Genomic DNA, 24399 nt, shown 5'->3' with positions numbered 1-24399 from the left:
ACCCAAAAATGAGGATCTCACATGGAATTCTTTAATGTGGTTAAAGCCACTCAGAAATCCGGAAAGCAAGATGCAGTGGTCTGGTTCACTGCCAAAACCGAGGCTCGCGCCAATCTGCAGTTGGATGTTGCACTGGAAGATGCTGGTATCGAAACCGGGCGCGGTAAGGATTACGCCAAGCCAATTCGCACTGATTTCCCGGTTGTTGATGACCTGCCAGAAGAAGGTGAAGTTGATTTCACCTGGTGCGATCGTTACGAACTGGCCGAAGACCAGCGCACCTGGAATGTTAAACAACAGGCTGAAGATGAGTCTGTCGACGACGCGGATACTGAAGACAGCGCCGCAGAAGAATCTCAGCAGCCAGATCAGCCGAACCTGATCGTCGTAGCTACCCTGCCATTCCGTCAGCGCGTACTGGCTCAGTTCATCGGTGATGGTGAATATCTCTATCACATCGACGCTGGGCAGAAAAACGAGATTGTCCGCCTTGAGATGGACACTGATGACACGTACATCCAGAACCTGCTGCTGGCTGCTGAGAATGTGGAAGCATTCAAAAAAGCCATTGAGCACGATATTCATAAAGTCGTAAATGCCGTTAAGAAAGTCTTCCCTGTCGACGGTAAAAAACCGGAGCTGGCAACAGTTATTCAGTTCCTGACGGTGTGGTTCAAAACTGAATACATCGATCGCGGCCTGCTGGTTAAAGAGTGGAGCCAAGGTAATCGTGTAACAACCATTAATCGCACACCTTCAGGTGCGAACGCCGGCGGCGGAATTATCTCTGACCGTAAATTCCCGCAAACCATTCTCGGTCTGGAGCATGAGATTGCTCTGGCGCTACGTGCCCGTGACCGCGAATTTGATATTTACAACGTCCCTCTGGATATAGAACTGCTGGCAAACTCCATTATGAATAAGATGGACGATCCCGAATGGCTGGCGACTCGAGAGAGATTCGTTTCAATGCCTGGTGGCCTGGACTACTCACGTGCCTGCATCATCGCAACAGTAAAAACCACACCAGAAGGGCTTTACGCTGATCCTGCAAAACACCAAGAATATTTGAATAGAGTACTGACGGAAACCGACCACGCCAACCCAGATCCATTGCTCGTTGATATAGCCTGCGGTCGTTCGTCTATGCCTGTACCTATGAAACAGGAAAAAGTAACGGCCGAAGAGGTAAACAAAATTCTTGCAGCTTCCCGCGGCGAATATGTCGAGGGGATTAGTGACCCTACAGACCCGAAATGGATCACAGAAGACCTCGCATTAACCGCCCAACAAATAGATGACCGTTCACCACTTAATGAGGACACCACCAGCGATGTGCAGATGGAAGAAACTGTCAGTGATGAAGAACAGGCTGGTGATGAAGTGCAGCCAGGCGAAAGCAGTCTGGAAACTGGTGAAGAGTCACATACCGGCCAGCAAGCCGATGTGAACCAGAATACGGATTCTGTCGCCCAAAATAGCGATTCTGTAAACCAAACTGAACCAGTTGCGGCACAAGCCGAGCCAGAAGCTCAATCTGACGAACCGGCAGTTGTTTACCCTGCTTACTTTGAGCCAGGCCGCTATGAAGGTTTGCCGAACGAGGTTTATCACGCAGCGAACGGAATCAGCAGCACGCAGGTAAAAGATGCCCGCGTTAGCCTGATGTACTTCAATGCGCGCCACGTTGCCAAAACGATCACCAAAGAGCGTTCTCCGGTACTGGACATGGGTAACCTGGTGCACGGCCTTGCGTTGCAGCCAGAGCAGCTTGATGAAGAGTTCAGCGTTGAACCGATGATCCCGGAAGGCGCGTTCACCACAACGGCAACAATCCGCGCGTTTATCGATGAGTACAACGCCACCCTGCCAGCGCAATTGAGCGCCGACGACATCAAAGCGTTGTTGGAAGAATACAACGCCACTCTGCCTGCTCAGGTGCCACTGGGTGGTTCAGTCGAGGAAACTGGTCAGAACTACATGTCGCTGCCAGAAGAGTACCAGCGGATCGAAGCGGACCAGAAGCAGACCGCAGCGGCGATGAAAGCCTGCATCAAGGAATACAACGCCACTCTGTCTGCTCAGGTGAAAACCAGCGGTAGCCGTGATGCGTTACTCGAGCAACTGGCAATCATCAATCCTGACTTGGTTGCACAGGAGGCGCAGAAGCCCCAACCACTGAAAGTGTCCGGTACCAAATCAGACCTGATACAGGCCGTGAAGTCTGTTAATCCGGACGCCGTCTTCGCCGACGAATTGCTGGATGCTTGGCGCGAGAATCCGCAAGGAAAAGTGCTGGTCACCCGTCAGCAACTAAGCACCGCGCTGGCTATTCAGTCGGCATTACTGGCACACCCAACCGCCGGGATGCTGCTTCAGCATCCGAGCCGCGCTGTTGAGGTGAGCTACTTTGGCTTTGACGACGTAACCGGTCTGGAAGTCCGCGTTCGTCCGGATCTGGAGATCGACCTGGATGGCGTTCGCATCGGTGCCGACCTGAAAACCATCAGCATGTGGAACATTAAGCAGGAAGGTCTGCGCGCCAAACTGCACCGGGAAATCATCGACCGTGACTACCACCTGAGCGCGGCTATGTATTGCGAGACCGCAGCACTGGATCAGTTCTTCTGGATTTTCGTCAACAAAGACGAGAACTACCACTGGATCGCCATCATTGAGGCATCAACCGAACTGCTGGAACTGGGCATGCTCGAGTACCGCAAGGCGATGCGCGCTATCGCTACCGGTTTTGACACTGGCGAGTGGCCAGCGCCGATCACCGCAGACTACACCGACGAACTGAACGACTTCGACCTGCGCCGCCTTGAAGCGCTGCGTACTCAGGCATAAGGGGAAAAGAACATGTCTACTGCAATTACTACCAACGAAAACAAGACGCAAATGATCGATAACATCTCAATTTTGACTAATGGGGAACTTTTCGACCGCCTACGCACCTTGTCGACAGTGATGGCAAATAGTGGCGCTTTTGTACCTGACCACTTCCGCGGAAAACCAGATGCCTGCATGGCTGTGGTCATGCAGGCCGCACGATGGGGTATGGACCCCTTTGCCGTAGCTCAGAAGACCCACATCGTCGGTAATAGCGGAGTATTGGGATACGAAGCTCAACTGGTTAATGCGGTTGTTACCAACATGTCGCCTACAAAAGATCGCCTTCATTACGATTGGTTTGGTCCATGGGAAAACATAATTGGTCGATTTGTAGAGAGAACCAGTTCTAAAGGCAATAAGTACATCGCACCCGGTTGGGATTTAAAGGATGAGGCCGGTGTAGGAATTCGTGTGTGGGCAACTATGAAAGGAGAGGATGAACCACGCGAACTGGTACTCATGCTTTCTCAGGCTCAGGTTCGTAATTCGACACTATGGGCAAGTGATCCGCGTCAGCAGCTCGCTTATCTCGCGGTAAAGCGCTGGGCTCGCTTGTACTGCCCTGATGTGATTCTCGGTGTTTACAGTGCCGATGAAGTCGAAGAACGAGAAGAAAAAGTTATTAACCCTGGCTCAACCCAACGAATGAGCGTTGCTGAAATCGCAGGTGACACCGTCACAACTACGCAAAGCGCACACGAATCGTCGGTAAATATCGACGCTCTTGCCGATGATTTCCGCGAGCGCATCGAGGCAGCACAGGATGTTGATAGCGCCAAAGCACTGCGCGCTGATATCGAAAGCGCGAAGGCCTCGCTCGGATCTGCCCTGTTCACCGAGCTGAAGAATAAGGCAGTGAAGCGCTACTACCTGGTTGATTCACGTAACAAGGTTGAAGCCGCGATAAACTCCCTGCCGTCTCCGGATGAACCGGATGCAGCTGAACGGTTTGGGGAAGTTGAGCGAGTTCTTGCAACGGCGAAACGTCATCTGGGCGACGAACTGCACGATCAGTTCAGCATCACCCTGGCGGATATGAAACCGGAATACGTGGCCTAAGGGAGGCGGGAGGGCGAACCCTCCCGGTAACGAGATGAGTAAATCTTTAAACGCACGCTGCATCCGCCGCTGGGAAATTGAGTTCAAAGGACGTTGCGATTCGAAAGTAAGTCCTTGGTGGCGCAAACACCACCTTCGCGGTTACATCCGGGAATGCGCCCTGACAACTGCCGACTGCATGGTTGAGCGTATGGCTGAGGACAACGCTCTGGTTGATTTTCAAGGTAATGGTCGCGGCTGGTCACCGGAGTTCTCTGCCTGGTACCACGAACGCCGAGAACAGTATCTTAAAGATGCGCGCGACTATCTAAACGAAGACGCCACCAATGACGAGATCGACGAGGAAATCCAGAACGAGCTGGAGGCCTGGAATGACTGAGCTAAATTATAACCCGGCAGACCCCGATAAAATGCAACTCCCGAAGGGTAAGACCTGCGGCGACTGCGCCCATATCCGTCGCTGTAAGGCAATTTTCGGGCATACCGAAACCGATGCATATTGCGATTGGTCGCCGTCCCGAGCGGTTTTCCGTCAACCATCCAATCCAGAAGGCGGTGACCATGCGATTAATTAACCGAGGCAACCAGCAATCCCCGTTAGCGCGTCAGGCATGCGACATAGCACTGGCCACTCATGCAGAACGTTACGGCGACTATGGCCGCAGCAAGATGAAGGAGACATACACAGTGAGAGTTGAAGGTGTGAAGGTCTGGGTGGAGGTAGTGAACCGTAAGGCTAGCTACGTGGCCACGGCAATGACAGGTATGCGCCGGTTGCGCGCGTTGCCGGGTCAGGTGGGTTGATAGCGATATTTCAATAACAGTTTTCCGGCAGCTCTATAATAAGTTGCCGGGAGCCGGAGGTAGTATGGCCAAGCTTCTTAATCTGCTGGAATGGGCGAATTCAACTTATTCAACCCCACCGTCTCTTTCAACACTTCGCCGCTGGGCGCGGGAGGGGCGTATTTACCCTGCTCCGGAACTTCACGGCAAAGAATATAAGGTTCAGCCTGACGCCATCTATGTGGATCCGAGCAAAAAGAACCTTCGTCCCAAAGCAAAACGCATATCGCTGCCAACTGGCGGCACTCTACTGGAGAGACTGACTCATGGCGAAAAGGCCAGTTCGTTACGACGCTAACCTGCCCCGTAACCTGACCTATCGTAAAAGAGACAGGCTTTATAGCTGGCGAAACCCGATTTCCGGTCAAGAGTTATCTCTTGGCCGTATCGACAGAAAGGACGCCATTTCTCAGGCCATCGAAGCCAATAACTACATCGAACAGAATTACCTTCCGTCAGCGCTGCTGGACCGCCTAAAGGAAACACCAACATTTACGGTGAAAGCGTGGCTTGAGCGCTACGAAGTAATTCTTGAGCGAAGAGAATTAAAGCCCAACACGATGAAGGTCAGACGCAACCAGATCGCCACTATCAGTGATGAATTCGGACGTATGCCGCTATCGGCGGTCAGCACAAAGGACATATCTACTTTCCTGGAGAGTTACATACTCTGCGATAAGAAGAGCATGGCCTCCGGCATGCGTTCGGTGTTGTTGGATATTTTCAGGGAGGCGATCGTCGAGGGACATATTGAAAGGAATCCAGCAGAGCCGACAAGAACCCCGACACCCAAAGTGAAGCGTGAGCGTCTTTTGCTTGAACAGTTTGAGATAATAAGGGATGCAGCAACCGCCCATTCCGAATGGGCTGCAAATGCATGTAACCTGGCACTAGTCACCGGGCAAAGAAGAGAGGACGTATCGTTGTTCAGATTCAGCGATATCAGGGATGGAAGGTTGTTTGTCACGCAGGAAAAGACAGGTCACAAATTGGCGTTGCCACTTGATTTGCGACTGGACTCTGCTGATTTGGTGCTGCAGGATGTTATCGATCGTTGCAGGAAAAACAACCCGTCAGACTTCATGCTGTATTCAGCGGTGAGGCGTGGAGGCAGGAAGCCTGGTCCGTTAACTCCGGACGGAATTACCCAGGCATTTTCTGACATCCGGGATTCTACAGAGTTAAAGTTTGGCCCCAACCCTCCTCCTTTCCATGAGATCAGGAGCTTGGCGAGCAGACTGTATGAAAGGGAGCGCGGAGAGGATTTCGCACAGAGACTGCTGGGGCATAAAAATTTAACAATGACCAAAAAATACCTGGACGCACGCGGTGCAGAATATGTTATGGTTTAGACAGGATATGGAAATTTCGAGTAATTTTCGTGGGATTTCGTGAAATAGCCGAAAAAACACAAAGAAAACAATTACATAAAAAGAGACCGAATACGATTCCTGTATTCGGTCCAGGGAAATGGCTCTTGGGAGAGAGCCGTGCGCTAAAAGTTGGCATTAATGCAGGCTAAGTTACCCTGCCATTTAAGAATAGATGACAGCGCCAGGTTTTCCAGTCCGCGACTAAAGTGGCCGGAAAAAAAGGACGTTTGTTACGCATCCAAACGCAAAAACCGCAAGTTCTCCTGCGAGATCCTTGCGGTTTTTTATTGGAAATCAGAGCGCTACATCTGACAATTAGCAGAGCTTTTCTGCACGCTCTACAAACGGTGCCAGGCTCATTTTCTCGCCCGGTTTCGCCGGATCATCAATCTGGATAATCTCGATCGGCTTTGCCGTGACTTTTCCGCTCTCCACCTGCTGTCTGGCGACATCATTCAACGGGTATTGCACCAGCGTACTGGGATTGATGACATACAGCGCGTTACCTGGACGGCAGGTCAGCATCACCTCTTCCCGATTAAACGCCCACTTATCTTTGCCAACCTCAAAACGGCTGACGGTAATTACTTGCGGCGCAGCCAGCGCGGCTCCGGAGCTTGCCAGGAGTAATAAAGAGATAATGATTTTTTTCATGCGTTTCGCCAGTCCATTAATCAGAAAGGTTCAAGGGTTGCAAACAAGCTGACAATCGCCAGCACAACGGCTCCTATACCCCATTCCAGCTTGGTCATCCAAATAAAATAGAGAGTCATGCCGCGGTTATCCTGCCGCATACGTGGTACCAGAACATACCGATTCACCAGCGCAATCGCCACCATTAACATGACCAGGGCACCTTTTAACAAAAGCAGTCGCCCGTAAGCCATGTGCCAGGGAACAGAAAAACCGACAATAAACAGCGCATTCATAATACCGGTTAGTAAAACACCGATAACGAAAAGATGCCCATAGCGTGAGAAGCGCATCATGGTACTGATGGCCTGTTCCCGCCAGCGACCTTGCGCCATTCGCATACAGTAAAGTACGGGCAGCAAACCGCCGAACCAGGCGGCAGCGCATACCAAATGTAAGGCGTGGTTAACCTGCTGGATTGCGCCAGGGATACCGCTGTGCAGCGTCGCATGTCCGACGCCAGCCAGCAAAATAAACTGCGCAATTGTCAGCATTAACAGCAGTCGCGGCATGCTACGCGGCACCATGATGGTCACCACCAGCGTGACCAACGCGAGGATAATCTGCCATAACCAGACGCCGCCAAATTGCGTTTGCAACACGGCGAGCCAAACATCAGTAGAGACAACATCCCGCCAGCCTGAGCCCATTAACCCACCCTGAATCGCCAGCATCAGCGTCGCGCTGATAAAGCTCCACGTTGCAGCATGCCGTTGCAGACGTAAAAAACGACGCATCATTAAACGACGAACCGAAACGGGGGCCAGCCATGCGCCGTAAAGCGCACAGCCAAACACCAGCATCAAAGCGGTAAAATGGATAAACCGTAGCGCAACCCAGGTAAATGCCAGCATTGGTTATTTCACGCTAAAGGTATATTGCCCCTTCGTCTTGTGACCATCCACGGAGACAACGTGCCAGTCGACCGTATATTTTCCTGCTTCAAGCGTTTGATCAAGCGGAACAATCAGCTGCGTTTTGTCCTGCTCACTGCGCGATGCCTTGCCCGTTTTGATCTGTTCTTTGTTAGGACCGGTCAGCGTTGCACCGCTGAATCCCGGCTCTACGCCTTCAGAAAAATTCAGCGTCAACGCCTGAGGAGATGCCGCAACTTCAGCGTTAGCCGCCGGACTTTGTTTTGTGAGGTGGGCATGCGCCAATGCCGCAGGTGTTGCCAGAACGCTGGCGAGTACGATGAGCGCGTTGCGAAGCATAGATGCAGATGAAGCCATTTCAACTATTCCTTTTTGTTATGTCTAACCTGTAGAGAATAACCTTCTACAATGGTCGAGTCGAGAATCATCATTTCTGTCTTGCCATTAACGCACACTCTTAGTAACTTTGCGCGCCGAAAGACAGAGAAAAGGAGAAGCCCATGAACATCAATCTGGCCAAACTTGAGCAAGCGGAAATGGATAAGGTCAATGTCGATCTGGCTGCGGCTGGAGTGGCATTTAAGGAGCGATACAATATGCCCGTTGTTGCAGAAGTTGTTGAACGCGAACAGCCAGAGCATTTACGCGACTGGTTCCGCGAAAGACTCATCGCGCACCGCCTGGCATCCGTTTCGCTTTCACGTTTACCTTACGAGCCTAAAGTTAAATAAAACTTATATTACGTTACGATTCCTTACATGACGCCTGCTACAGTATAAGCATATTCTTAATCCACACATTAAGGATGGTTGTAGACACTATGAAAAGGAAATCATTATGTCATACTGGAAAATCGCAGCAGCACAATACGAACCTCTTCACACCTCAGTTACCGAACATGTCGCGCATCACCTGCAATTCATTCATGCGGCAGCTCAATGCCAATGTGAATTGCTGGTCTTCCCTTCCCTCTCATTGCTGGGTTGTGTTGATGAGAATGACGCGCTTCCTGCCCCACCCGATGAAGCGCTGTTAGAACCTCTCGCACATGCCGCCGCGACTTATCGCATGACGATAATTGCGGGACTACCGGTAGAACATAACAACCGGTTCGTGAAAGGCATTGCACTTTTCTCTCCCTGGATGACTTCGCCACTAACCTTCCATCAGAGCCACGGGGCCTGTATTGCCAGACAGCGAAATGCCATCAGCGTTGTAGATAGCCAACCGGAAGGCATTGATATCGACCCGGCCTATTCGCTGTTCACCAGCTGCCAGTCAGTCAGTGAACCGGAACTGCTCTCCTCTACATCTCGCCTACAAAGTTTCTCACATAAATTCGCCATCGCGGTATTAATGGCCAATGCGCGGGGTAGCAGTGCGTTATGGGATGAACGAGGTCGATTGATTGTTCGCGCAGACAGCGGTTCGTTACTGTTAACCGGCCAACGCACGCCACGGGGTTGGCAAGGTGATATCATTCCATTACGCTAGTCGTTTTGGGTCAGGAGCATGGCATGTTGCGCATAATAGATACTGAAACCTGTGGTCTACAGGGAGGCATTGTTGAAATTGCTTCTGTCGACGTGGTTGATGGAAAAATAGTCAATCCCATGAGCCACCTGGTACGCCCCGACCGCCCCATCAGCCCACAGGCGATGGCTATCCATCGCATTACTGAAGCAATGGTGGCCGATAAGCCATGGATTGAAGACGTCATCCCGCAGTATTACGGCAGCGAATGGTACGTTGCGCACAATGCCAGCTTTGACCGCCGCGTATTGCCCGACATGCCCGGGGAATGGATTTGCACCATGAAGCTCTCCCGTCGGCTGTGGCCGGGGATCAAATACAGCAACATGGCGCTGTATAAATCGCGCAAGCTGAGCGTCCAGACGCCAGCGGGTCTCCACCATCACCGCGCCCTGTACGATTGCTACATCACTGCGGCACTGCTGATCGACATCATGCAGACGTCAGGCTGGACAGCCGATCAAATGGTCGATATTACCGGCCGTCCCGCGTTACTCACTACTTTCACTTTTGGTAAGTACCGCGGAAAACCGGTATCAGAAGTGGCTGAGCGCGATCCGGGCTATCTGCGCTGGTTATTTAATAACCTTGACAATATGAGCCCGGAACTGCGATTAACGCTAAAACACTATTTGGATCACGCCTGAGCAGGCAGTGTTCCCTGCGCCAGTCCAATCAAAAAAGCGTACTCAAGGGCCACGCCTTCGTAAGATTTAAAACGCCCGGATTTACCGCCGTGTCCGGAATCCATATCCGTGCAAAGTAGCAGCAAACGATCGTCCGTTTTCAGCTCACGCAGTTTTGCCACCCATTTTGCTGGCTCCCAGTATTGCACCTGGGAATCGTGTAATCCCGTAGTGACCAGCAGATGTGGGTATGCCTGCGCGGTTACATTGTCATACGGGCTGTAGCTTTTCATATAGGTGTAATACTCTTCGTCCTGCGGATTCCCCCACTCTTCAAACTCACCGGTCGTCAGGGGAATTGATTCATCGAGCATTGTGGTTACCACATCGACAAACGGCACCTGAGCAATAACACCATGGAAGCGTTCCGGGCGCTCATTAATGGCGACGCCCATTAACATGCCTCCGGCGCTTCCGCCCATGCCATAACATAACTCAGGCGCGCCATAGCCCATTTTTAGCAACGCATCACAGACGTCGAGGTAATCATTAAAAGTATTTTTCTTGTGCAGAAACTTACCGTCCTCGTACCACTGTTGTCCTAATTCACCACCACCACGCACATGCGCAATAGCATAAACAAAGCCGCGATCCAGTAAGCTCAAACGGCTGCTGCTAAAATCGGCGTCCATGCTGGCGCCATATGAGCCATAGCCATAAACCAGTAACGGATTTTTTCCTTTCAGGAAATACTTTTGATGATAAACCAGCGAAACCGGAATCTCGGTGCCATCACGCGCGGTTATCCATAGGTGTTCGCTACGGTAATTCGCCGCATCAAATCCGGGGACCTCCGTCTGCTTAAGCACACGACGTTCCCCGGTGTCCATATCCAGTTCAAACAACGTGTCCGGGGTGGTCATGGAGGAATAGCCATAGCGCAGGCGCGATGTCTCCGGCTCTGGATTATAGGCAAGCCAGGTCACATAAGCCGGATCGTCAAAGGCGATCCCGACCACTTCGCGCGTTTTACGATTAATCTGTCGTAGGCTGGTTAAGCCGCGCTGACGCTCTTCTACCACCAGCCAGTCAGTGAATAGCGTAAAGCCCTCGAGCATCACGTTGTCGCGCGGAGGGATCAGCGTCTCCCAGGCTTGCTCATCACGAACGCGGGTACGATACAGGCCGAAATTTTTCCCCTGACGGTTGGAGCGCAGATAAAAATTGTGTTGATAGTGATCGAGACTGTATTCATGGTCTTTGCGTCGCGCTAAAAAGACCAACGGTTCGGCATCCGCCAGTTCTGCGTCAAGCAGTAAAACCTCACTGGTGGTCGCGCTGGCGATATGAATAACCACATAGTGTAGCGAGGTGGTTTTATGCAGGCTGACATAAAACATATCATCGGCTTCTTCATACACCAGCTCATCCAGTGACGATGGCGAGCCGACCGTATGTCGCCACACCTGATACGGCAATAACGTTGTTTCGTGCTTGCGCACGTAATAGAAAGTCTGAGAATCATTCGACCAGACCAGATCCGCTTCGACGTTTTCCAGCACTTCCGGATACCAGTTGCCGCTTTGCAGGTTGCGAAAACGCACGCCATATTGCCGGCGAGAGAGATAATCTTCTGCCAGCGCCATGATGGTGTTATCCGGAGATATCGCCAGTCCTCCCAGCGTATAAAACTCGCTGTGTGCCGCGCGCTGGTTCCCATCCAACAGAGTATCCCAATCATCCCACTCTTCACTGAAAGCAGACTGACGCTGATAAATAGCATATTCGCACCCCGGTTCATAAATATGCCGGTAGCGATAACCATTCTTCACATAGGGGGCGGAAGCATCCTGAGGCGGGATACGGTCGATAATTTCTTTCAGGACGCGATCCTGCAAAGCCTGCTGCGAGGCCATAACCTGGCGGCCATACGCATTTTCTTGTTGCAGATAATCCAGCACTTCTGGCTGCGAGCGGGTGTCATCTCGCAGCCAGTAATAATTATCAACACGAGTATCGCCATGCTGCGTCATGGCGCGGGGAATACGAGAAGCTTTTGGTAGCATGTCATTGTTCTTTTGCTTAAACATCCTATAAGGGTGGCAAAAGACAGCAATGATGCAAGCGAAACATGCGCCTTAGCGGTTAGTAATTAACCCGGTAAAGCCTGTTTTTGTTCTTTGAGATCCTGTTCAATGCCTTCACGAACATCCTGCGGGATCTTCAACGCATCGCCCAGCGCATTGAGATAGCTACGCTCCATAAAGTGGTCGATATCAATCGCCGCACAGCTCAGGAAGTAAATTTCTAGCGCTTCTTCTTCGTTGCGGATCCCTTGCGCCAGGCGCTGGGGATCTAACGGTTGTTCAATGGCTCGTTCAATCAGAACGCGGCCCTGCTCTTCCACGCCCGCTTCACGAAGCTGCTGCTCAATGGCCGCTCGTTCTTTAGCATCAATATGACCGTCGCTTTTCGCCGCAAAAACCAGCGCCAGGATCAGACGCTCGGTTCGCTCAACCAGCGGTGAGCTTTGTACACCGAACTGCGGCTCATCCTGATGCGCAGCGCGAACTTTATCTTTGTATTTGTTCCATAACACGGTACCAGCAACCGCACCGCCGCCCACCAGAAGCGCGCTGGTGCCGTATTTACTCAGTAATTTACGTGAAGATTTGTTGGCAACCAGTAATCCTGCCAGACCGCCTAACGCGCCTGGAACCAGAAGTTTACTCAGCCCTTGCTCGCCAGAAGATGACGTGGAGGATCCTTTTTGCCCAAGAAGAGATTGTAGTTGATTCAGCCAATTAGCCATTTTGCCCCTCAAGTACAGACGAATAATCATCAAAGCGTACCCGAGGGGATGTCAGGAAGTGTTCAGGTCATCAAAAGATGTGCAAATACCTGCGTTACTGCGGCTGATACTCCGCCGTTCCGGCTTTGCAGTCGACTTTTACCTGATAGTGAATATCCGCGCTTTTACCGCGAACCGTCAGGGGAACTGACCATTTCCCGTCTTTGCCCGTAATATCGGGCGTGTTGACCCAGGCGACAGGGTCGGCTTGCCCGACAAGTTTTTGATCGTCAGCCCAGCGCGCGATGCGATTTTGCTGATAGTCACGTTTCACGCTTGCCGCAATACCGTCAGCATCCAGTCCTTCGCACTTGGGGAACTGAACATTCTTGCTTTCCATATTTGCCGCAAATACCGATACGCTGGCAGACAATAACAGCAGGCTCAATAACGCTCTTTTTTTATACATTCTTTTCTCCTTAATCTCCCCTTCGTCCTTCAGGTTGCCTGCGGCAACGTGAAATAACGTCAGAGATTGCACAATGATTCAGGGAAAAGCATGGTACAAAACGTCAGGAGCGCAAGTCGTTTCAGGCAGCCTGAGTATCATCCTCAGTGTGTGCATCGTTTTCGACAGCCTGTGGCGAAGGCAGCTTGCCGTTTTTCAGAATGGCGCTCAGCACATCTTTTTGCTCAGCCAGCCACAGGGAAAGAGCTTCACGCTGCTCGTCTTCGAGCGCTACCGGCGATTGCTCCAGCCATGTGTCGAGCAGATCTGCTGTATCCAGCATTTTGTCATACGCATCGGCTTCCTTTTTGCTGGTAAACGACATTTTTTCCTCACCTTCCCGAATGACTACGTATTGAACTTCAACCGCCATTTTTGCAGCCTCTTAAATTACCTGTATTTATGTACAGTATATTCTTTTTAAGCCCTGAAATCAACCTGGTAATAAAGACAGACGCAAACGTTTTCGTATATACTGCGCCCAGATAAAACAGGGGATTAATTTATGACGTTATTAGGCACAGCGCTGCGTCCCGCAGCAACGCGAGTGATGTTATTAGGTTCAGGTGAACTGGGTAAAGAAGTGGCGATTGAATGCCAACGCCTGGGTGTGGAAGTCATTGCCGTGGATCGTTACCCCGACGCGCCAGCCATGCACGTTGCCCATCGCTCCTACGTAATTAACATGCTGGATGGCGAGGCATTACGCCAGCTTGTCGAACGTGAAAAACCACATTACATCGTGCCGGAAATAGAGGCGATTGCCACGGATATGCTGATCAAACTGGAACAGGAAGGTCAACACGTTGTGCCTTGCGCACGAGCGACCCAACTGACCATGAACCGGGAAGGAATCCGTCGCCTCGCAGCCGAAGAATTGTCTTTACCTACATCATCTTTCCGTTTTGCAGACACCGAAACACGATTTCGTGAAGCCGTTGCCGAAATCGGCTATCCCTGCATTGTGAAGCCGGTAATGAGTTCTTCCGGCAAGGGGCAGAGCTTTATCCGTTCAGCCGATCAGCTCACCGAGGCGTGGAACTATGCTCAACAGGGAGGCCGGGCAGGCGCCGGACGCGTTATCGTCGAAGGCGTAGTGAATTTTGATTTTGAAATCACCCTGCTAACCGTCAGCGCCGTTGATGGTGTGCATTTCTGCGCGCCGGTAGGTCATCGCCAGGAAGATGGCGATTATCGCGAGTCCTGGCAGCCGCAGCAGATGAGTGACCTGGCGCTGGCGCGCGCGCAGGAGATTGCCCGCAAGGTGGTACTGGCGCTGGGCGGTCACGGACTGTTTGGCGTGGAGCTGTTTGTCTGCGGTGATGAGGTGATTTTCAGCGAAGTCTCCCCTCGCCCTCACGACACGGGTATGGTGACCTTAATTTCGCAGGATCTGTCTGAGTTTGCCCTGCACGTACGTGCATTTCTCGGTCTGCCCGTTGGCGAAATCCGCCAGTATGGACCTTCTGCTTCCGCCGTTATTTTGCCGCAACTTACCAGCAAGAATATCACATTTGATAACGTGCAAGCCGCTGTAGGTGTGGGTATGCAAGTGCGTTTCTTTGGCAAGCCGCAAATCGACGGAAGCCGTCGTCTGGGCGTTGTGCTGGCCACAGCACAGAACATTGAAGATGCGGTGATACGCGCGAAAGACGCAGCCGCACAGGTGAAAGTCGCAGGATAAAAACCAGACCCGTAGGCCGGATAAAGCATTGATGCCGTATCCGACCTACGGTTTACGCATTAACGGCTTACTGCTTCGCGCCTTCTACTGCTTCACGAGCCAGCTTGGTAATACGATCGTAATCACCCGCTTCCAGCGCATCCGCCGGAACCAGCCAGGAACCACCGATGCACAGCACGCTTTTCAGTGCCAGGTAGTCACGGTAGTTCGCCGGAGAGATACCGCCGGTTGGGCAGAAACGCACCTGAGAGAACGGACCCGCAATTGCCTGCAGCGCTTTGGTACCGCCATTTGCTTCAGCAGGGAAGAATTTGAACTCTTTCAAACCGTAGTCCATACCCAGCATCAGTTCAGACACGGTGCTGATACCAGGGATCAGCGGAATAGTGCCTTCCGTTGCGGCTTTCAGCAGCGGCTCGGTCAGGCCCGGGCTGATAGCAAACTGCGCACCGGCTTCGGTCACTTCAGCCAGCTGTTGCGGATTCAGTACAGTACCTGCACCAACGATAGCGTCCGGAACTTCTTTTGCGATCGCGCGAATGGCATCCATCGCACATGCGGTACGTAAGGTCACTTCCAGAACGCGCACGCCGCCTGCAACCAGCGCTTTTGCCATCGGCACTGCGTGTTCCAGTTTATTAACCACGATAACCGGTACAACCGGGCCAGTGGTCAGGATTGCTTCTGCACTTGTCTTCCAGTTTTTCATCAGAGTTTTCTCTCGCCTGATTACAAAATAAGTCTTAAAAAGTGATACAGGTTGCGCCCTGTTCCGCACCGGACAGCTTTTCACGCAACGCGCTGAACATTTCACGGCCTGTGCCCACGCGCGATGCGCTGAGGTCAGGAATGTGAGGCTGACGAGAAGCAAGTTCCTCTTCATCAACCAGCAGCGTCAATTCACCTGTCTGTCCATTCACACGAATGATGTCGCCATCGCGTACTTTTGCCAGTAGCCCGCCATCATAGGCTTCTGGGGTTACATGGATTGCTGAAGGCACTTTACCTGAAGCACCTGAAAGTCGTCCATCGGTAACTAACGCAATTTTGAAACAACGGTCCAATAATACACCAAGTGGCGGCATGAGTTTATGTAATTCTGGCATTCCGTTTGCTTTTGGTCCCTGATGGCGCACAACGACTACGCAATCACGGTCGAGCAGTCCCGCATCGAAGGCCGGCAATACATCATGCTGACTTTCAAAAACAACCGCGGGCGCTTCAATTACCTGATTTTCTACCGGAACCGCCGACGTTTTCATCACAGCACGTCCGAGGTTACCGCTCAGCACTTTGGTACCGCCGTGGTGGGAGAATGGCTTATCGATGGTAGCAATCACATTGCTGTCCAGCGACTTCGCTGCCCCTTCACGCCAGTCCAGCTCACCATCGTTGAGCCAGGGTTCCATGGTGTAACGCGATAAACCAAACCCGGCAACGGTGTTCACATCTTCATGCAGCAGACCCGCGTTCAGCAGTTCGCGCATTAACACCGGCACGCCACCCGCTGCCTGGAAGTGGTTAATATCTGCCGGACCATTCGGATACAGACGCGCCATCAACGGCACGATATCGGACAGATCGGAGAAGTCGTCCCAGTTAATCAGAATCCCGGCTGCACGCGCCATCGCAACCAGGTGCATTGTATGGTTGGTTGACCCCCCGGTCGCCAGCAGCGCGACAATACCGTTCACCACTACTTTTTCATCGATCATTTTACCGATCGGCATCCATTCATTGCCGTTGCCGGTCAGACGCGTTACCTGACGAGCAGCCGCGGCGGTCAACGCTTCGCGCAGCGGGGCATCCGGGTGTACGAATGAGGACCCTGGCAGTTGCATCCCCATAAACTCCACCACCATCTGGTTGGTGTTTGCCGTGCCATAGAACGTACAGGTCCCCGGTGCGTGATAAGACGCCGCTTCGGATTCAAGCAGCGCCATGCGATCGACTTTGCCTTCAGCATACAGCTGACGGATACGCACTTTTTCTTTGTTCGCCAGACCGCTCGCCATCGGGCCGGAGGGAATAAAGATCGAAGGCAGATGACCAAATGACAGTGCCGCCATCACCAGCCCCGGGACAATTTTGTCGCACACGCCAAGGAATAACGCGCCGTCGAACATATTGTGTGAGAGGCCGACAGCAGCCGACATCGCAATCACTTCGCGACTCAGCAACGAAAGCTCCATCCCATCCTGTCCCTGGGTCACACCGTCGCACATCGCAGGAACACCGCCAGCGACCTGGCCTACCGCATTGGCTTCATGCAGCGCTTTACGAATGATGTCCGGATAATGTTCGTACGGCTGATGCGCGGAAAGCATGTCGTTATAGGAGGTAATGATCGCGATATTGTTACGCAGCATGCTTTTCAGCGAGGCCTTGTCATCCGGCTGGCAGGCAGCAAAACCATGCGCCAGGTTACCGCACGCCAGCTGTGAACGATGAACGGTAGTCGATTTCGCTTGTTCAATACGGGCAAGGTAGGCGGAACGCGTGTCGCGAGAACGTTCGACAATACGTTTTGTTACGCGTAACAAATTCGGATTCATAGAGGCTCCTAAAATTTATCTGTCAGAGCGTTGGATCAACAATGTGTTTCAGTTGGGTTAAAAGCAGCTGAATCTCTTGTTAGCCGTAGCTCAGGGGCAAAATCGTTTCAGGCAGTGTAATAAAAAAAGCCCCGCGGGTGAATCCACGCGGAGCTTAAAAGTGCAAAAATTATTCTACAATCTGTGTTAGATCATGTTACCGGTAAAATAACACCTATGGGCTAGATGATATTTTACTCGAATTCGTTCCAGGAACGACCATCACGGGTAATCATGGCCACAGAGGCAACTGGTCCCCAGGTCCCGGCCTGATACGGCTTCGGTGCATCGTTGTCCATTGCCCAGGCTTCGGTAATGGAATCGACCCACTTCCATGCTTCTTCAACTTCATCTCGACGCACAAACAGCGCCTGAATGCCGCGCATCGTTTCAAGCAGCAGGCGCTCATAAGCGTCGGCCAGATGCGTTTGGTTGAAGGTTTCGGAGTAGCTCAGGTCAAGTTTGGTAATTTGCAGGTTATGCTTGTGATCCAGTCCCGGCACTTTGTTCAGTACCTGGATATCGACACCTTCATCAGGCTGCAAACGGATAGTCAGCTTGTTCTGCGGCAGGTCCTGCCAGGATTCTCTGAACAGGTTCAGCTCAGGCGTTTTGAAGTAAACCACCACTTCAGAGCACTTGGTCGGTAAACGCTTACCGGTACGCAGGTAGAACGGTACCCCCGCCCAGCGCCAGTTATCGATATCCACACGGATCGCCACAAACGTTTCCGTGTTGCTGCTCTTGTTCGCGCCTTCTTCTTCCAGGTATCCCGGAACTTTTTTGCCCTGGGCAAAACCGGCGGTGTACTGACCACGAACTGTCTTTTCACGTACGTTCGAACGATCGATACGACGCAGTGATTTCAGTACTTTCACTTTTTCATCACGGATGCTGTCTGCGCTCAGATCGGACGGCGGAGACATCGCGATCATGCACAGGATCTGCAGCAGGTGGTTCTGGATCATGTCGCGCATTTGACCGGCCTGGTCAAAGTAGCCCCAGCGCCCTTCAATGCCCACTTCTTCCGCCACGGTAATTTCTACGTGGTCGATAGTGCGATTATCCCAGTTATTCACAAACAGGGAGTTGGCAAAACGCAGTGCCAACAGGTTCAGTACCGTCTCTTTGCCGAGATAGTGGTCGATGCGGTAAACCTGGCACTCTTCGAAATACTCGCCAACCTGATCGTTGATTTCACGGGATGTTGCCAGTGACGTGCCCAGCGGTTTTTCCATCACCACGCGGGCAGGCTTAGCATTCAGCTTTGCTTCACCCAGACCTTTGCAGATCGCGCCAAAGGTGCTTGGCGGCATTGCGAAATAGTTGATGGTGGTACGCGATTTTTGATCCAGCATTTTGCCCAGACGCTTAAACGCGGCGGTGTCGTTGACGTCCAGGTTACAAAACTCAAGACGACCGCTGAGGGTTTCCCACAACCTTTCATCAATTTTTTCTTTCATGAAGGTTTCGAGCGCTTCGCGCACAACCTTGGTATAGGCTGCTTTGTCCCAGTCGGCACGCCCAACCCCAATGATGCGGGTATCCGGGTTAATCTGGCCGGCCTTTTCCAGTTGATACAGGGAAGGCAGCAATTTCCGTCGCGCCAGGTCGCCCTTCGCGCCGAAAATGACCAGATCACATGCCTGGGCTGTTTGCGTTACCGCCATGTCATTCTCCTCAATTAAGTGCCTGGTGCTTTTGCCAGACACTGGTTGTAATTTTATTACAGTGCACTGTACTGCTTTTACGTGAATCCGGAAACCGTAAACGCTTATCCAGCCGTGCTGTTACCGCGAACAGCCGCTTTATTGGCGTATAACCCATCAAAATGGATAAAAAAGTCGTCTTTTTCGTACCCATGAAGAAGTATGAAAATCCGACTCCGATCATGTAATGAAAAAAAACAACAACTATTTTGTCCATTTTGCCCCGTTGCTGCACTAGCAGGGGTACTATCTACCAGAGTTACCGCTCGATTTCTCCTTATCGTTGAAATCGTTTTTGCCCATGACCCATGAGTCTACCTACATCATGAATATGCTGGAAAAAATCCAGTTAAAACTGGAACATTTGAGCAAGTCAGAGCGTAAAGTCGCCGACATTATTCTTGCCTCTCCCGAGCGGGCAATTCACTCAAGCATCGCTGCGCTTGCTGTAGAAGCCAACGTCAGCGAACCGACGGTGAACCGTTTCTGTCGTAGCATGGATACGCGCGGCTTCCCTGATTTTAAACTGCATCTGGCACAAAGTCTGGCAAATGGTACCCCTTATGTTAATCGCAATGTGGATGAGGATGACAGCGTAGAATCTTATACGGGGAAAATCTTCGAATCGGCGATGGCAAGCCTTGACCACGTTCGTCAGTCGCTGGATAACGCGGCGGTAAACCGGGCGGTAGATTTGTTAACTCAGGCGAAGAAAATCGCCTTCTTTGGTTTAGGTTCTTCCGCCGCGGTCGCACACGACGCGATGAACAAATTTTTCCGCTTTAACGTACCGGTAATCTATTCCGACGACATTGTCCTGCAACGGATGAGTTGTATGAATTGTAGCGACGACGACGTCATTGTGCTTATTTCTCATACCGGAAGAACCAAAAGTCTGGTTGAACTGGCGCAGTTAGCAAGGGAAAACGACGCTATGGTTATCGCCCTCACCTCTCCCGGCACGCCACTGGCGCGTGAAGCCACGCTGGCTATTACCCTCGATGTGCCGGAAGATACTGACATTTATATGCCCATGGTCTCTCGACTTGCTCAACTGACCGTGATAGATGTGCTGGCTACAGGATTTACTTTGCGCCGAGGGGCAAAATTTAGAGATAACTTGAAGCGTGTCAAGGAAGCGCTCAAGGAATCGCGTTTTGATAAAGAATTACTCATCAAGAGTGATGACCGCTAAAAGCAATAACAATGTTCTACCCTTTTATCATCCGGGTCGTTCATTTTACCGTTAATGTTTGAGAACGGCCGGATTAATGTTCACGCAACACCTAGTTGTTTCAGTCAACGGAGTATTACATGTCCAGAAGGCTTCGCAGAACCAAAATCGTTACCACGTTAGGCCCGGCAACTGACCGCGATAACAACCTTGAGAAGATTATCGCCGCGGGTGCGAACGTCGTACGTATGAACTTTTCCCACGGCTCTCCAGAAGATCACAAACTGCGGGCGGATAAGGTCCGTGAAATTGCCGCAAAACTGGGACGTCATGTAGCTATTTTGGGTGACCTGCAGGGACCTAAAATCCGCGTATCTACCTTTAAAGAAGGTAAAGTTTTTCTTAATGTTGGCGACAAGTTCCTGTTAGACGCCAACCTCGGTAAAGGCGAAGGCGACAAAGAAAAAGTCGGCATTGATTATAAGGGACTGCCTGCAGACGTCGTGCCTGGCGACATCCTGCTGCTCGACGACGGTCGCGTACAGCTTAAAGTGCTGGAAGTTCAGGGCATGAAAGTCTTCACCGAAGTCACTGTCGGTGGCCCGCTGTCCAATAACAAGGGCATCAACAAACTGGGCGGCGGTCTCTCTGCTGAAGCCCTGACCGAAAAAGACAAAGCCGACATCATTACCGCTGCGCAAATCAGCGTTGACTATTTGGCTGTCTCCTTCCCGCGCTGCGGCGAAGATCTAAACTATGCCCGCCGTCTGGCGCGCGACGCCGGTTGCGATGCGAAAATTGTCGCCAAGGTAGAACGTGCAGAAGCCGTCTGCGACCAGAATGCGATGGATGACATCATCCTGGCTTCTGACGTAGTGATGGTAGCCCGTGGCGACCTGGGTGTTGAAATCGGTGACCCTGAGCTGGTAGGTATTCAGAAAGCGTTGATTCGCCGTGCGCGTCAGCTGAACCGTGCGGTCATCACCGCCACACAGATGATGGAGTCGATGATTACCAACCCAATGCCGACTCGTGCGGAAGTGATGGACGTGGCTAACGCCGTCCTCGACGGCACCGATGCCGTAATGCTCTCTGCCGAAACAGCAGCAGGTCAGTACCCGGCGGAAACCGTCGCGGCAATGGCGCGCGTGTGCCTGGGTGCAGAGAAGATCCCAAGCATCAACGTCTCTAAACACCGCCTTGACGTGCAGTTTGATAACGTTGAAGAAGCGATTGCGATGTCAGCGATGTACGCTGCTAACCACCTGAAAGGGGTCACCGCTATCATCGCTATGACGGAGTCTGGTCGTACTGCGCTGATGACTTCTCGTATCAGTTCCGGTCTGCCAATTTTCGCGATGTCTCGTCATGAACGTACGTTGAATCTGACCTCTCTGTATCGCGGTGTCACCCCGGTTCACTTTGACAGCGAAACAGATGGCGTCGTTGCCGCCAATGAAGCAGTGAACCTGCTGCGCGATAAAGGCTATCTGGTTTCCGGCGATCTGGTGATCGTGACACAGGGCGATGTGATGAGCACCATTGGCTCAACTAACACCACGCGTATCCTGACCGTCGAGTAACACCAGAGTTTGATGTAAAAAAGCCTCTCGTTTGAGAGGCTTTTTTTTATTTCTTCGGATAGAGATCTTTGCGCTTATAGGGCTCAATCTCGCCGGGTTTACGCGTCTTAAGCAGTTTCAGTATCCAAGTGTATTGTTCGACATGAGGCGTGACAAAAATCTCCACCTCTTCGTTCATTCGTCTGGCAATGGTGTGGTCATCCGCTGTCAGGATGTCATCCATCGGAGGACGGACCTTAATCGTCAGGCGGTGAGTTTTACCGTCATACACCGGAAACAGCGGCACTACACGCGCGTGGCAGACCTTCATCAAGCGACCAATTGCCGGTAACGTTGCTTTATAGGTAGCAAAAAAATCGACAAACTCGCTGTGCTCAGGCCCGTGGTCCTGATCCGGGAGGTAGTATCCCCAATATCCCTGACGTACAGACTGAATAAACGGTTTGATGCCATCATTACGCGCATGTAATCGACCTCCGAAACGACGGCGTACCGTGTTCCAGACGTAATCAAATACCGGGTTTCCCTGATTGTGGAACATTGCTGCCATTTTCTGTCCCTGGGAAGCCATCAGCATCGCCGGGATATCTACGCCCCAGCCATGAGGAACGAGAAAAATCACTTTTTCATCGTTGCGGCGCATCTCTTCGATGATTTCAAGGCCCTGCCAGTCAACCCGATTCTGAATTTTCTCCGGCCCGCGCAGGGCGAGTTCCGCCATCATGACCATCGCCTGAGGGGCGGTCGCGAACATCTCATCGACAATGGCTTCGCGCTCAGCTTCGCTGCGTTCAGGAAAACAAAGGGATAAATTGATCAGCGCTCTGCGACGTGAGCTTTTTCCCAAGCGTCCAACCATCCGTCCGAGCTTTGCCAGAATAGGATCGCGAAATGACGCTGGCGTTAACGCAATCCCAGCTATCGCCGCTACACCCAGCCAGGCGCCCCAGTAGCGCGGATGGCGAAATGATTTATGAAACTCAGGGATATACTCAATATTCTTTTTTTTCGTTTCCATGCTCTTCCAGTGTCTGGTGCCGCGAAAAGTAAATCTGCTGATAGTGTAGCGGCGCACCGTGCGCCGTACAAAATAAAAAAGCCGGCACGCATCGCGTACCGGCTTTATCAGTGTGCTAATTAATCAAAACGTAGCTGAGGCATAACTTCTTTCACCTGCGCCAGATAATCGGTGCGATCCGAGCCGGTCAGACCTTCTGTACGCGGCAGTTTAGCCGTCAGAGGGTTCACGGCCTGCTGGTTGATCCACACTTCGTAGTGCAGATGCGGACCAGTTGAACGCCCCGTGTTACCTGACAGCGCGATACGATCGCCACGTTTCACTTTTTGACCTGGTTTCACCAACAGCTTACGTAGGTGCATATAACGGGTGGTGTAAGTGCGACCATGACGTACTGCAACATAGTATCCGGCAGCGCCGCTACGCTTCGCTACAACCACTTCACCATCGCCTACCGACAGTACCGGCGTCCCCTGCGGCATCGCAAAGTCGACACCTTTGTGTGGCGCTACGCGTCCAGTCACCGGATTCAGGCGACGCGGGTTAAAGTTCGAGGAGATGCGGAACTGTTTCGCCGTCGGGAAACGCATGAAGCCTTTCGCCAGCCCGGTACCGTTACGGTCATAGAACTTACCGTCTTCAGCACGGATGGCGTAATAGTCTTTGCCTTCAGAACGTAAACGCACGCCCAGCAGCTGGCTTTGCTCGCGCTTACCGTCCAGCATTTCGCGAGACATCAGCACTGAGAACTCATCGCCTTTTTTCAGTTTGCGGAAATCCATCTGCCACTGCATGGCCTTAATCACCGCGCTGATTTCAGAGCTGGTCAGTCCGGCCTCTTTGGCGCTGGCGACGAAGCTTCCGCCCACCGTGCCTTTGATACGGCTGTTAACCCAATCGCCCTGCTGCATTTCGCTGCTCATTTTGAAACCTGTCGCAGTGCGATCGTAAGTGCGGGTTTCACGGCGGGACACTTCCCAGGTCAGACGCTGCAGGTCACCTTCCGCGCTTAAGGTCCAGGATAACTGCTGACCAATTTTCAGATTGCGCAGTTCTTTATCGGAAGCAGCGAGCTGACTGATGTCGCCCATATCGATGCCGTACTGATTCAGAATACTGCTCAGCGTATCGCCTGTGGAGACGACATACTCATGCACGCCGGCTTCACCAGACGTTTTGTCATCCAGTTCATCCTGCGGAATGGCTTCGTCTTCCTGAGCGGCCTGATCGATAGGTTCACTGGCCTCAGGCAACAGTGAACGAATTTCGCTTTTTTCCAGCTCGATAGTTTTAACGATGGGTGCTGAATCGGGATGGTAAACATAAGGCCGCCAGACGGCGACGGCCAATGTCAGTACGGTAAGCGACCCCAGCATAACGCGATGGGGTCGCGGCAGATTATTAAATGCCAGAGCGACAGAGCGGGCTATCTGTTGCACGT

25 protein-coding genes are annotated in these 24399 nt (G+C 52.0%); 13 read left to right on the top strand and 12 right to left on the bottom strand.

Features of this window, described 5'->3' with window-relative positions:
- Positions 1-21 precede the first annotated feature (21 nt).
- From LY264_RS10640 to LY264_RS10610, 7 genes are all read left to right on the top strand, one after another.
- Complete coding sequence (locus LY264_RS10640) at positions 22-2850, top strand: RecE family exodeoxyribonuclease (RefSeq protein ID WP_071692474.1); 2829 nt, start codon at positions 22-24, stop codon at positions 2848-2850.
- A 12-nt stretch (positions 2851-2862) separates the two neighbouring features.
- Entirely contained in the window at positions 2863-3954 is a 1092-nt protein-coding gene (locus LY264_RS10635; protein ID WP_071692475.1) for a RecT family recombinase, read from the top strand.
- Positions 3955-3988: 34 nt separating this feature from the next.
- On the top strand, positions 3989-4333 hold the full coding sequence (locus LY264_RS10630; protein WP_171845942.1) for a hypothetical protein: 345 nt from the start codon (positions 3989-3991) through the stop codon (positions 4331-4333).
- A complete protein-coding gene (locus tag LY264_RS10625) occupies positions 4326-4529 on the top strand; it encodes a hypothetical protein (protein WP_003841645.1) in 204 nt (67 codons plus the stop codon). Before LY264_RS10630 ends, LY264_RS10625 begins: the two co-directional genes overlap by 8 nt.
- Positions 4516-4758 (top strand): DUF4060 family protein, encoded by a 243-nt coding sequence (locus tag LY264_RS10620; RefSeq protein ID WP_065944795.1) that lies wholly within the window; start codon positions 4516-4518, stop codon positions 4756-4758. Before LY264_RS10625 ends, LY264_RS10620 begins: the two co-directional genes overlap by 14 nt.
- A gap of 64 nt (positions 4759-4822) precedes the next feature.
- Complete coding sequence (locus tag LY264_RS10615) at positions 4823-5095, top strand: excisionase (protein WP_071692210.1); 273 nt, start codon at positions 4823-4825, stop codon at positions 5093-5095.
- Entirely contained in the window at positions 5064-6149 is a 1086-nt protein-coding gene (locus LY264_RS10610) for a tyrosine-type recombinase/integrase (protein ID WP_071692209.1), read from the top strand. Before LY264_RS10615 ends, LY264_RS10610 begins: the two co-directional genes overlap by 32 nt.
- Positions 6150-6485: 336 nt before the next feature.
- Here the strand turns inward: LY264_RS10610 and LY264_RS10605 are convergent, their stop codons facing one another.
- Genes LY264_RS10605 through yobA form a run of 3 tightly spaced genes read right to left on the bottom strand, consistent with a single transcriptional unit; the run spans position 6486 to position 8095 of the window.
- Entirely contained in the window at positions 6486-6824 is a 339-nt protein-coding gene (locus LY264_RS10605) for a YebY family protein (protein WP_032943770.1), read from the bottom strand.
- 20 nt (positions 6825-6844) lie between these two features.
- Entirely contained in the window at positions 6845-7717 is an 873-nt protein-coding gene (copD, locus tag LY264_RS10600) for a copper homeostasis membrane protein CopD (RefSeq protein ID WP_008785042.1), read from the bottom strand.
- A gap of 3 nt (positions 7718-7720) precedes the next feature.
- Positions 7721-8095, bottom strand: coding sequence for a CopC domain-containing protein YobA (yobA, locus tag LY264_RS10595; protein WP_003833799.1), 375 nt, complete (start codon positions 8093-8095; stop codon positions 7721-7723).
- 143 nt (positions 8096-8238) lie between these two features.
- Between yobA and LY264_RS10590 the strand changes: the two genes are divergently transcribed.
- The 3 genes from LY264_RS10590 (at position 8239) to exoX (ending at position 9918) form a co-directional block, all read left to right on the top strand.
- Positions 8239-8469, top strand: coding sequence for a DNA polymerase III subunit theta (locus LY264_RS10590; RefSeq protein ID WP_003034925.1), 231 nt, complete (start codon positions 8239-8241; stop codon positions 8467-8469).
- 106 nt (positions 8470-8575) lie between these two features.
- A complete protein-coding gene (locus LY264_RS10585) occupies positions 8576-9232 on the top strand; it encodes a carbon-nitrogen hydrolase family protein (protein WP_008785043.1) in 657 nt (218 codons plus the stop codon).
- A gap of 23 nt (positions 9233-9255) precedes the next feature.
- Entirely contained in the window at positions 9256-9918 is a 663-nt protein-coding gene (exoX, locus tag LY264_RS10580; protein WP_003833802.1) for an exodeoxyribonuclease X, read from the top strand.
- Here the strand turns inward: exoX and ptrB are convergent.
- From ptrB to yebG, 4 genes are all read right to left on the bottom strand, one after another.
- Complete coding sequence (gene ptrB / locus LY264_RS10575; protein WP_171845941.1) at positions 9909-11963, bottom strand: oligopeptidase B; 2055 nt, start codon at positions 11961-11963, stop codon at positions 9909-9911. The genes exoX and ptrB overlap by 10 nt on opposite strands.
- 86 nt (positions 11964-12049) lie before the next feature.
- Complete coding sequence (locus tag LY264_RS10570) at positions 12050-12709, bottom strand: tellurite resistance TerB family protein (RefSeq protein WP_048224183.1); 660 nt, start codon at positions 12707-12709, stop codon at positions 12050-12052.
- 94 nt (positions 12710-12803) lie between these two features.
- Positions 12804-13157 carry a protein YebF gene (gene yebF, locus LY264_RS10565; RefSeq protein WP_020996626.1) on the bottom strand — a complete coding sequence of 118 codons (354 nt, stop codon included), beginning with the start codon at positions 13155-13157 and terminating at the stop codon, positions 12804-12806.
- A 121-nt stretch (positions 13158-13278) separates the two neighbouring features.
- A complete protein-coding gene (gene yebG / locus LY264_RS10560) occupies positions 13279-13569 on the bottom strand; it encodes a DNA damage-inducible protein YebG (RefSeq protein WP_048224185.1) in 291 nt (96 codons plus the stop codon).
- A 132-nt stretch (positions 13570-13701) separates the two neighbouring features.
- Between yebG and purT the strand changes: the two genes are divergently transcribed.
- A complete protein-coding gene (gene purT, locus LY264_RS10555) occupies positions 13702-14880 on the top strand; it encodes a formate-dependent phosphoribosylglycinamide formyltransferase (RefSeq protein ID WP_048224187.1) in 1179 nt (392 codons plus the stop codon).
- 67 nt (positions 14881-14947) lie between these two features.
- Here purT and kdgA read toward each other — a convergent pair whose 3' ends face one another.
- The 3 genes from kdgA to zwf form a co-directional block, all read right to left on the bottom strand.
- A complete protein-coding gene (gene kdgA / locus LY264_RS10550) occupies positions 14948-15589 on the bottom strand; it encodes a bifunctional 4-hydroxy-2-oxoglutarate aldolase/2-dehydro-3-deoxy-phosphogluconate aldolase (RefSeq protein WP_003034901.1) in 642 nt (213 codons plus the stop codon).
- A 34-nt stretch (positions 15590-15623) separates the two neighbouring features.
- Complete coding sequence (edd, locus tag LY264_RS10545; RefSeq protein WP_032943782.1) at positions 15624-17435, bottom strand: phosphogluconate dehydratase; 1812 nt, start codon at positions 17433-17435, stop codon at positions 15624-15626.
- Positions 17436-17668: 233 nt separating this feature from the next.
- Positions 17669-19144 carry a glucose-6-phosphate dehydrogenase gene (gene zwf, locus LY264_RS10540; RefSeq protein ID WP_048216177.1) on the bottom strand — a complete coding sequence of 492 codons (1476 nt, stop codon included), beginning with the start codon at positions 19142-19144 and terminating at the stop codon, positions 17669-17671.
- Between the two features lie 364 nt (positions 19145-19508).
- Between zwf and LY264_RS10535 the strand changes: the two genes are divergently transcribed.
- Entirely contained in the window at positions 19509-20378 is an 870-nt protein-coding gene (locus LY264_RS10535; protein WP_003034893.1) for a MurR/RpiR family transcriptional regulator, read from the top strand.
- A 119-nt stretch (positions 20379-20497) separates the two neighbouring features.
- A complete protein-coding gene (pyk, locus tag LY264_RS10530) occupies positions 20498-21940 on the top strand; it encodes a pyruvate kinase (protein WP_003034890.1) in 1443 nt (480 codons plus the stop codon).
- A gap of 46 nt (positions 21941-21986) precedes the next feature.
- On the opposite strand, the gene lpxM is transcribed toward pyk, so the two are convergent.
- Both lpxM and mepM read right to left on the bottom strand, forming a co-directional pair.
- Positions 21987-22958, bottom strand: a complete 972-nt coding sequence (lpxM, locus tag LY264_RS10525; protein WP_048216176.1) for a lauroyl-Kdo(2)-lipid IV(A) myristoyltransferase — start codon at positions 22956-22958, stop codon at positions 21987-21989.
- A 119-nt stretch (positions 22959-23077) separates the two neighbouring features.
- Positions 23078-24397, bottom strand: coding sequence for a murein DD-endopeptidase MepM (mepM, locus tag LY264_RS10520; protein WP_003833825.1), 1320 nt, complete (start codon positions 24395-24397; stop codon positions 23078-23080).
- Positions 24398-24399 lie beyond the last annotated feature (2 nt).

Origin of the sequence: Citrobacter portucalensis (assembly GCF_023374935.1) — a bacterium.
GTDB lineage: Bacteria > Pseudomonadota > Gammaproteobacteria > Enterobacterales > Enterobacteriaceae > Citrobacter > Citrobacter portucalensis.
Note: the sequence above shows the minus strand (reverse complement) of the source record. Positions and strands in the feature narration are given on the sequence as shown.

Bases quoted from the DNA above. Each gene is read 5' to 3' on its own strand.
- purT (WP_048224187.1), top strand. From the start codon at position 13,702: ATGACGTTATTAGGCACAGCGCTGCGTCCCGCAGCAACGCGAGTGATG.
- yebG (WP_048224185.1), bottom strand. From the start codon at position 13,569: ATGGCGGTTGAAGTTCAATACGTAGTCATTCGGGAAGGTGAGGAAAAA.
- LY264_RS10605 (WP_032943770.1), bottom strand. From the start codon at position 6,824: ATGAAAAAAATCATTATCTCTTTATTACTCCTGGCAAGCTCCGGAGCC.
- LY264_RS10635 (WP_071692475.1), top strand. From the start codon at position 2,863: ATGTCTACTGCAATTACTACCAACGAAAACAAGACGCAAATGATCGAT.
- pyk (WP_003034890.1), top strand. From the start codon at position 20,498: ATGTCCAGAAGGCTTCGCAGAACCAAAATCGTTACCACGTTAGGCCCG.
- exoX (WP_003833802.1), top strand. From the start codon at position 9,256: ATGTTGCGCATAATAGATACTGAAACCTGTGGTCTACAGGGAGGCATT.
- LY264_RS10590 (WP_003034925.1), top strand. From the start codon at position 8,239: ATGAACATCAATCTGGCCAAACTTGAGCAAGCGGAAATGGATAAGGTC.
- LY264_RS10570 (WP_048224183.1), bottom strand. From the start codon at position 12,709: ATGGCTAATTGGCTGAATCAACTACAATCTCTTCTTGGGCAAAAAGGA.
- copD (WP_008785042.1), bottom strand. From the start codon at position 7,717: ATGCTGGCATTTACCTGGGTTGCGCTACGGTTTATCCATTTTACCGCT.
- ptrB (WP_171845941.1), bottom strand. From the start codon at position 11,963: ATGCTACCAAAAGCTTCTCGTATTCCCCGCGCCATGACGCAGCATGGC.
- LY264_RS10585 (WP_008785043.1), top strand. From the start codon at position 8,576: ATGTCATACTGGAAAATCGCAGCAGCACAATACGAACCTCTTCACACC.
- LY264_RS10615 (WP_071692210.1), top strand. From the start codon at position 4,823: ATGGCCAAGCTTCTTAATCTGCTGGAATGGGCGAATTCAACTTATTCA.
- edd (WP_032943782.1), bottom strand. From the start codon at position 17,435: ATGAATCCGAATTTGTTACGCGTAACAAAACGTATTGTCGAACGTTCT.
- kdgA (WP_003034901.1), bottom strand. From the start codon at position 15,589: ATGAAAAACTGGAAGACAAGTGCAGAAGCAATCCTGACCACTGGCCCG.
- LY264_RS10610 (WP_071692209.1), top strand. From the start codon at position 5,064: ATGGCGAAAAGGCCAGTTCGTTACGACGCTAACCTGCCCCGTAACCTG.
- zwf (WP_048216177.1), bottom strand. From the start codon at position 19,144: ATGGCGGTAACGCAAACAGCCCAGGCATGTGATCTGGTCATTTTCGGC.
- LY264_RS10625 (WP_003841645.1), top strand. From the start codon at position 4,326: ATGACTGAGCTAAATTATAACCCGGCAGACCCCGATAAAATGCAACTC.
- LY264_RS10630 (WP_171845942.1), top strand. From the start codon at position 3,989: ATGAGTAAATCTTTAAACGCACGCTGCATCCGCCGCTGGGAAATTGAG.
- yebF (WP_020996626.1), bottom strand. From the start codon at position 13,157: ATGTATAAAAAAAGAGCGTTATTGAGCCTGCTGTTATTGTCTGCCAGC.
- LY264_RS10535 (WP_003034893.1), top strand. From the start codon at position 19,509: ATGAATATGCTGGAAAAAATCCAGTTAAAACTGGAACATTTGAGCAAG.
- LY264_RS10640 (WP_071692474.1), top strand. From the start codon at position 22: ATGGAATTCTTTAATGTGGTTAAAGCCACTCAGAAATCCGGAAAGCAA.
- lpxM (WP_048216176.1), bottom strand. From the start codon at position 22,958: ATGGAAACGAAAAAAAAGAATATTGAGTATATCCCTGAGTTTCATAAA.
- LY264_RS10620 (WP_065944795.1), top strand. From the start codon at position 4,516: ATGCGATTAATTAACCGAGGCAACCAGCAATCCCCGTTAGCGCGTCAG.
- yobA (WP_003833799.1), bottom strand. From the start codon at position 8,095: ATGGCTTCATCTGCATCTATGCTTCGCAACGCGCTCATCGTACTCGCC.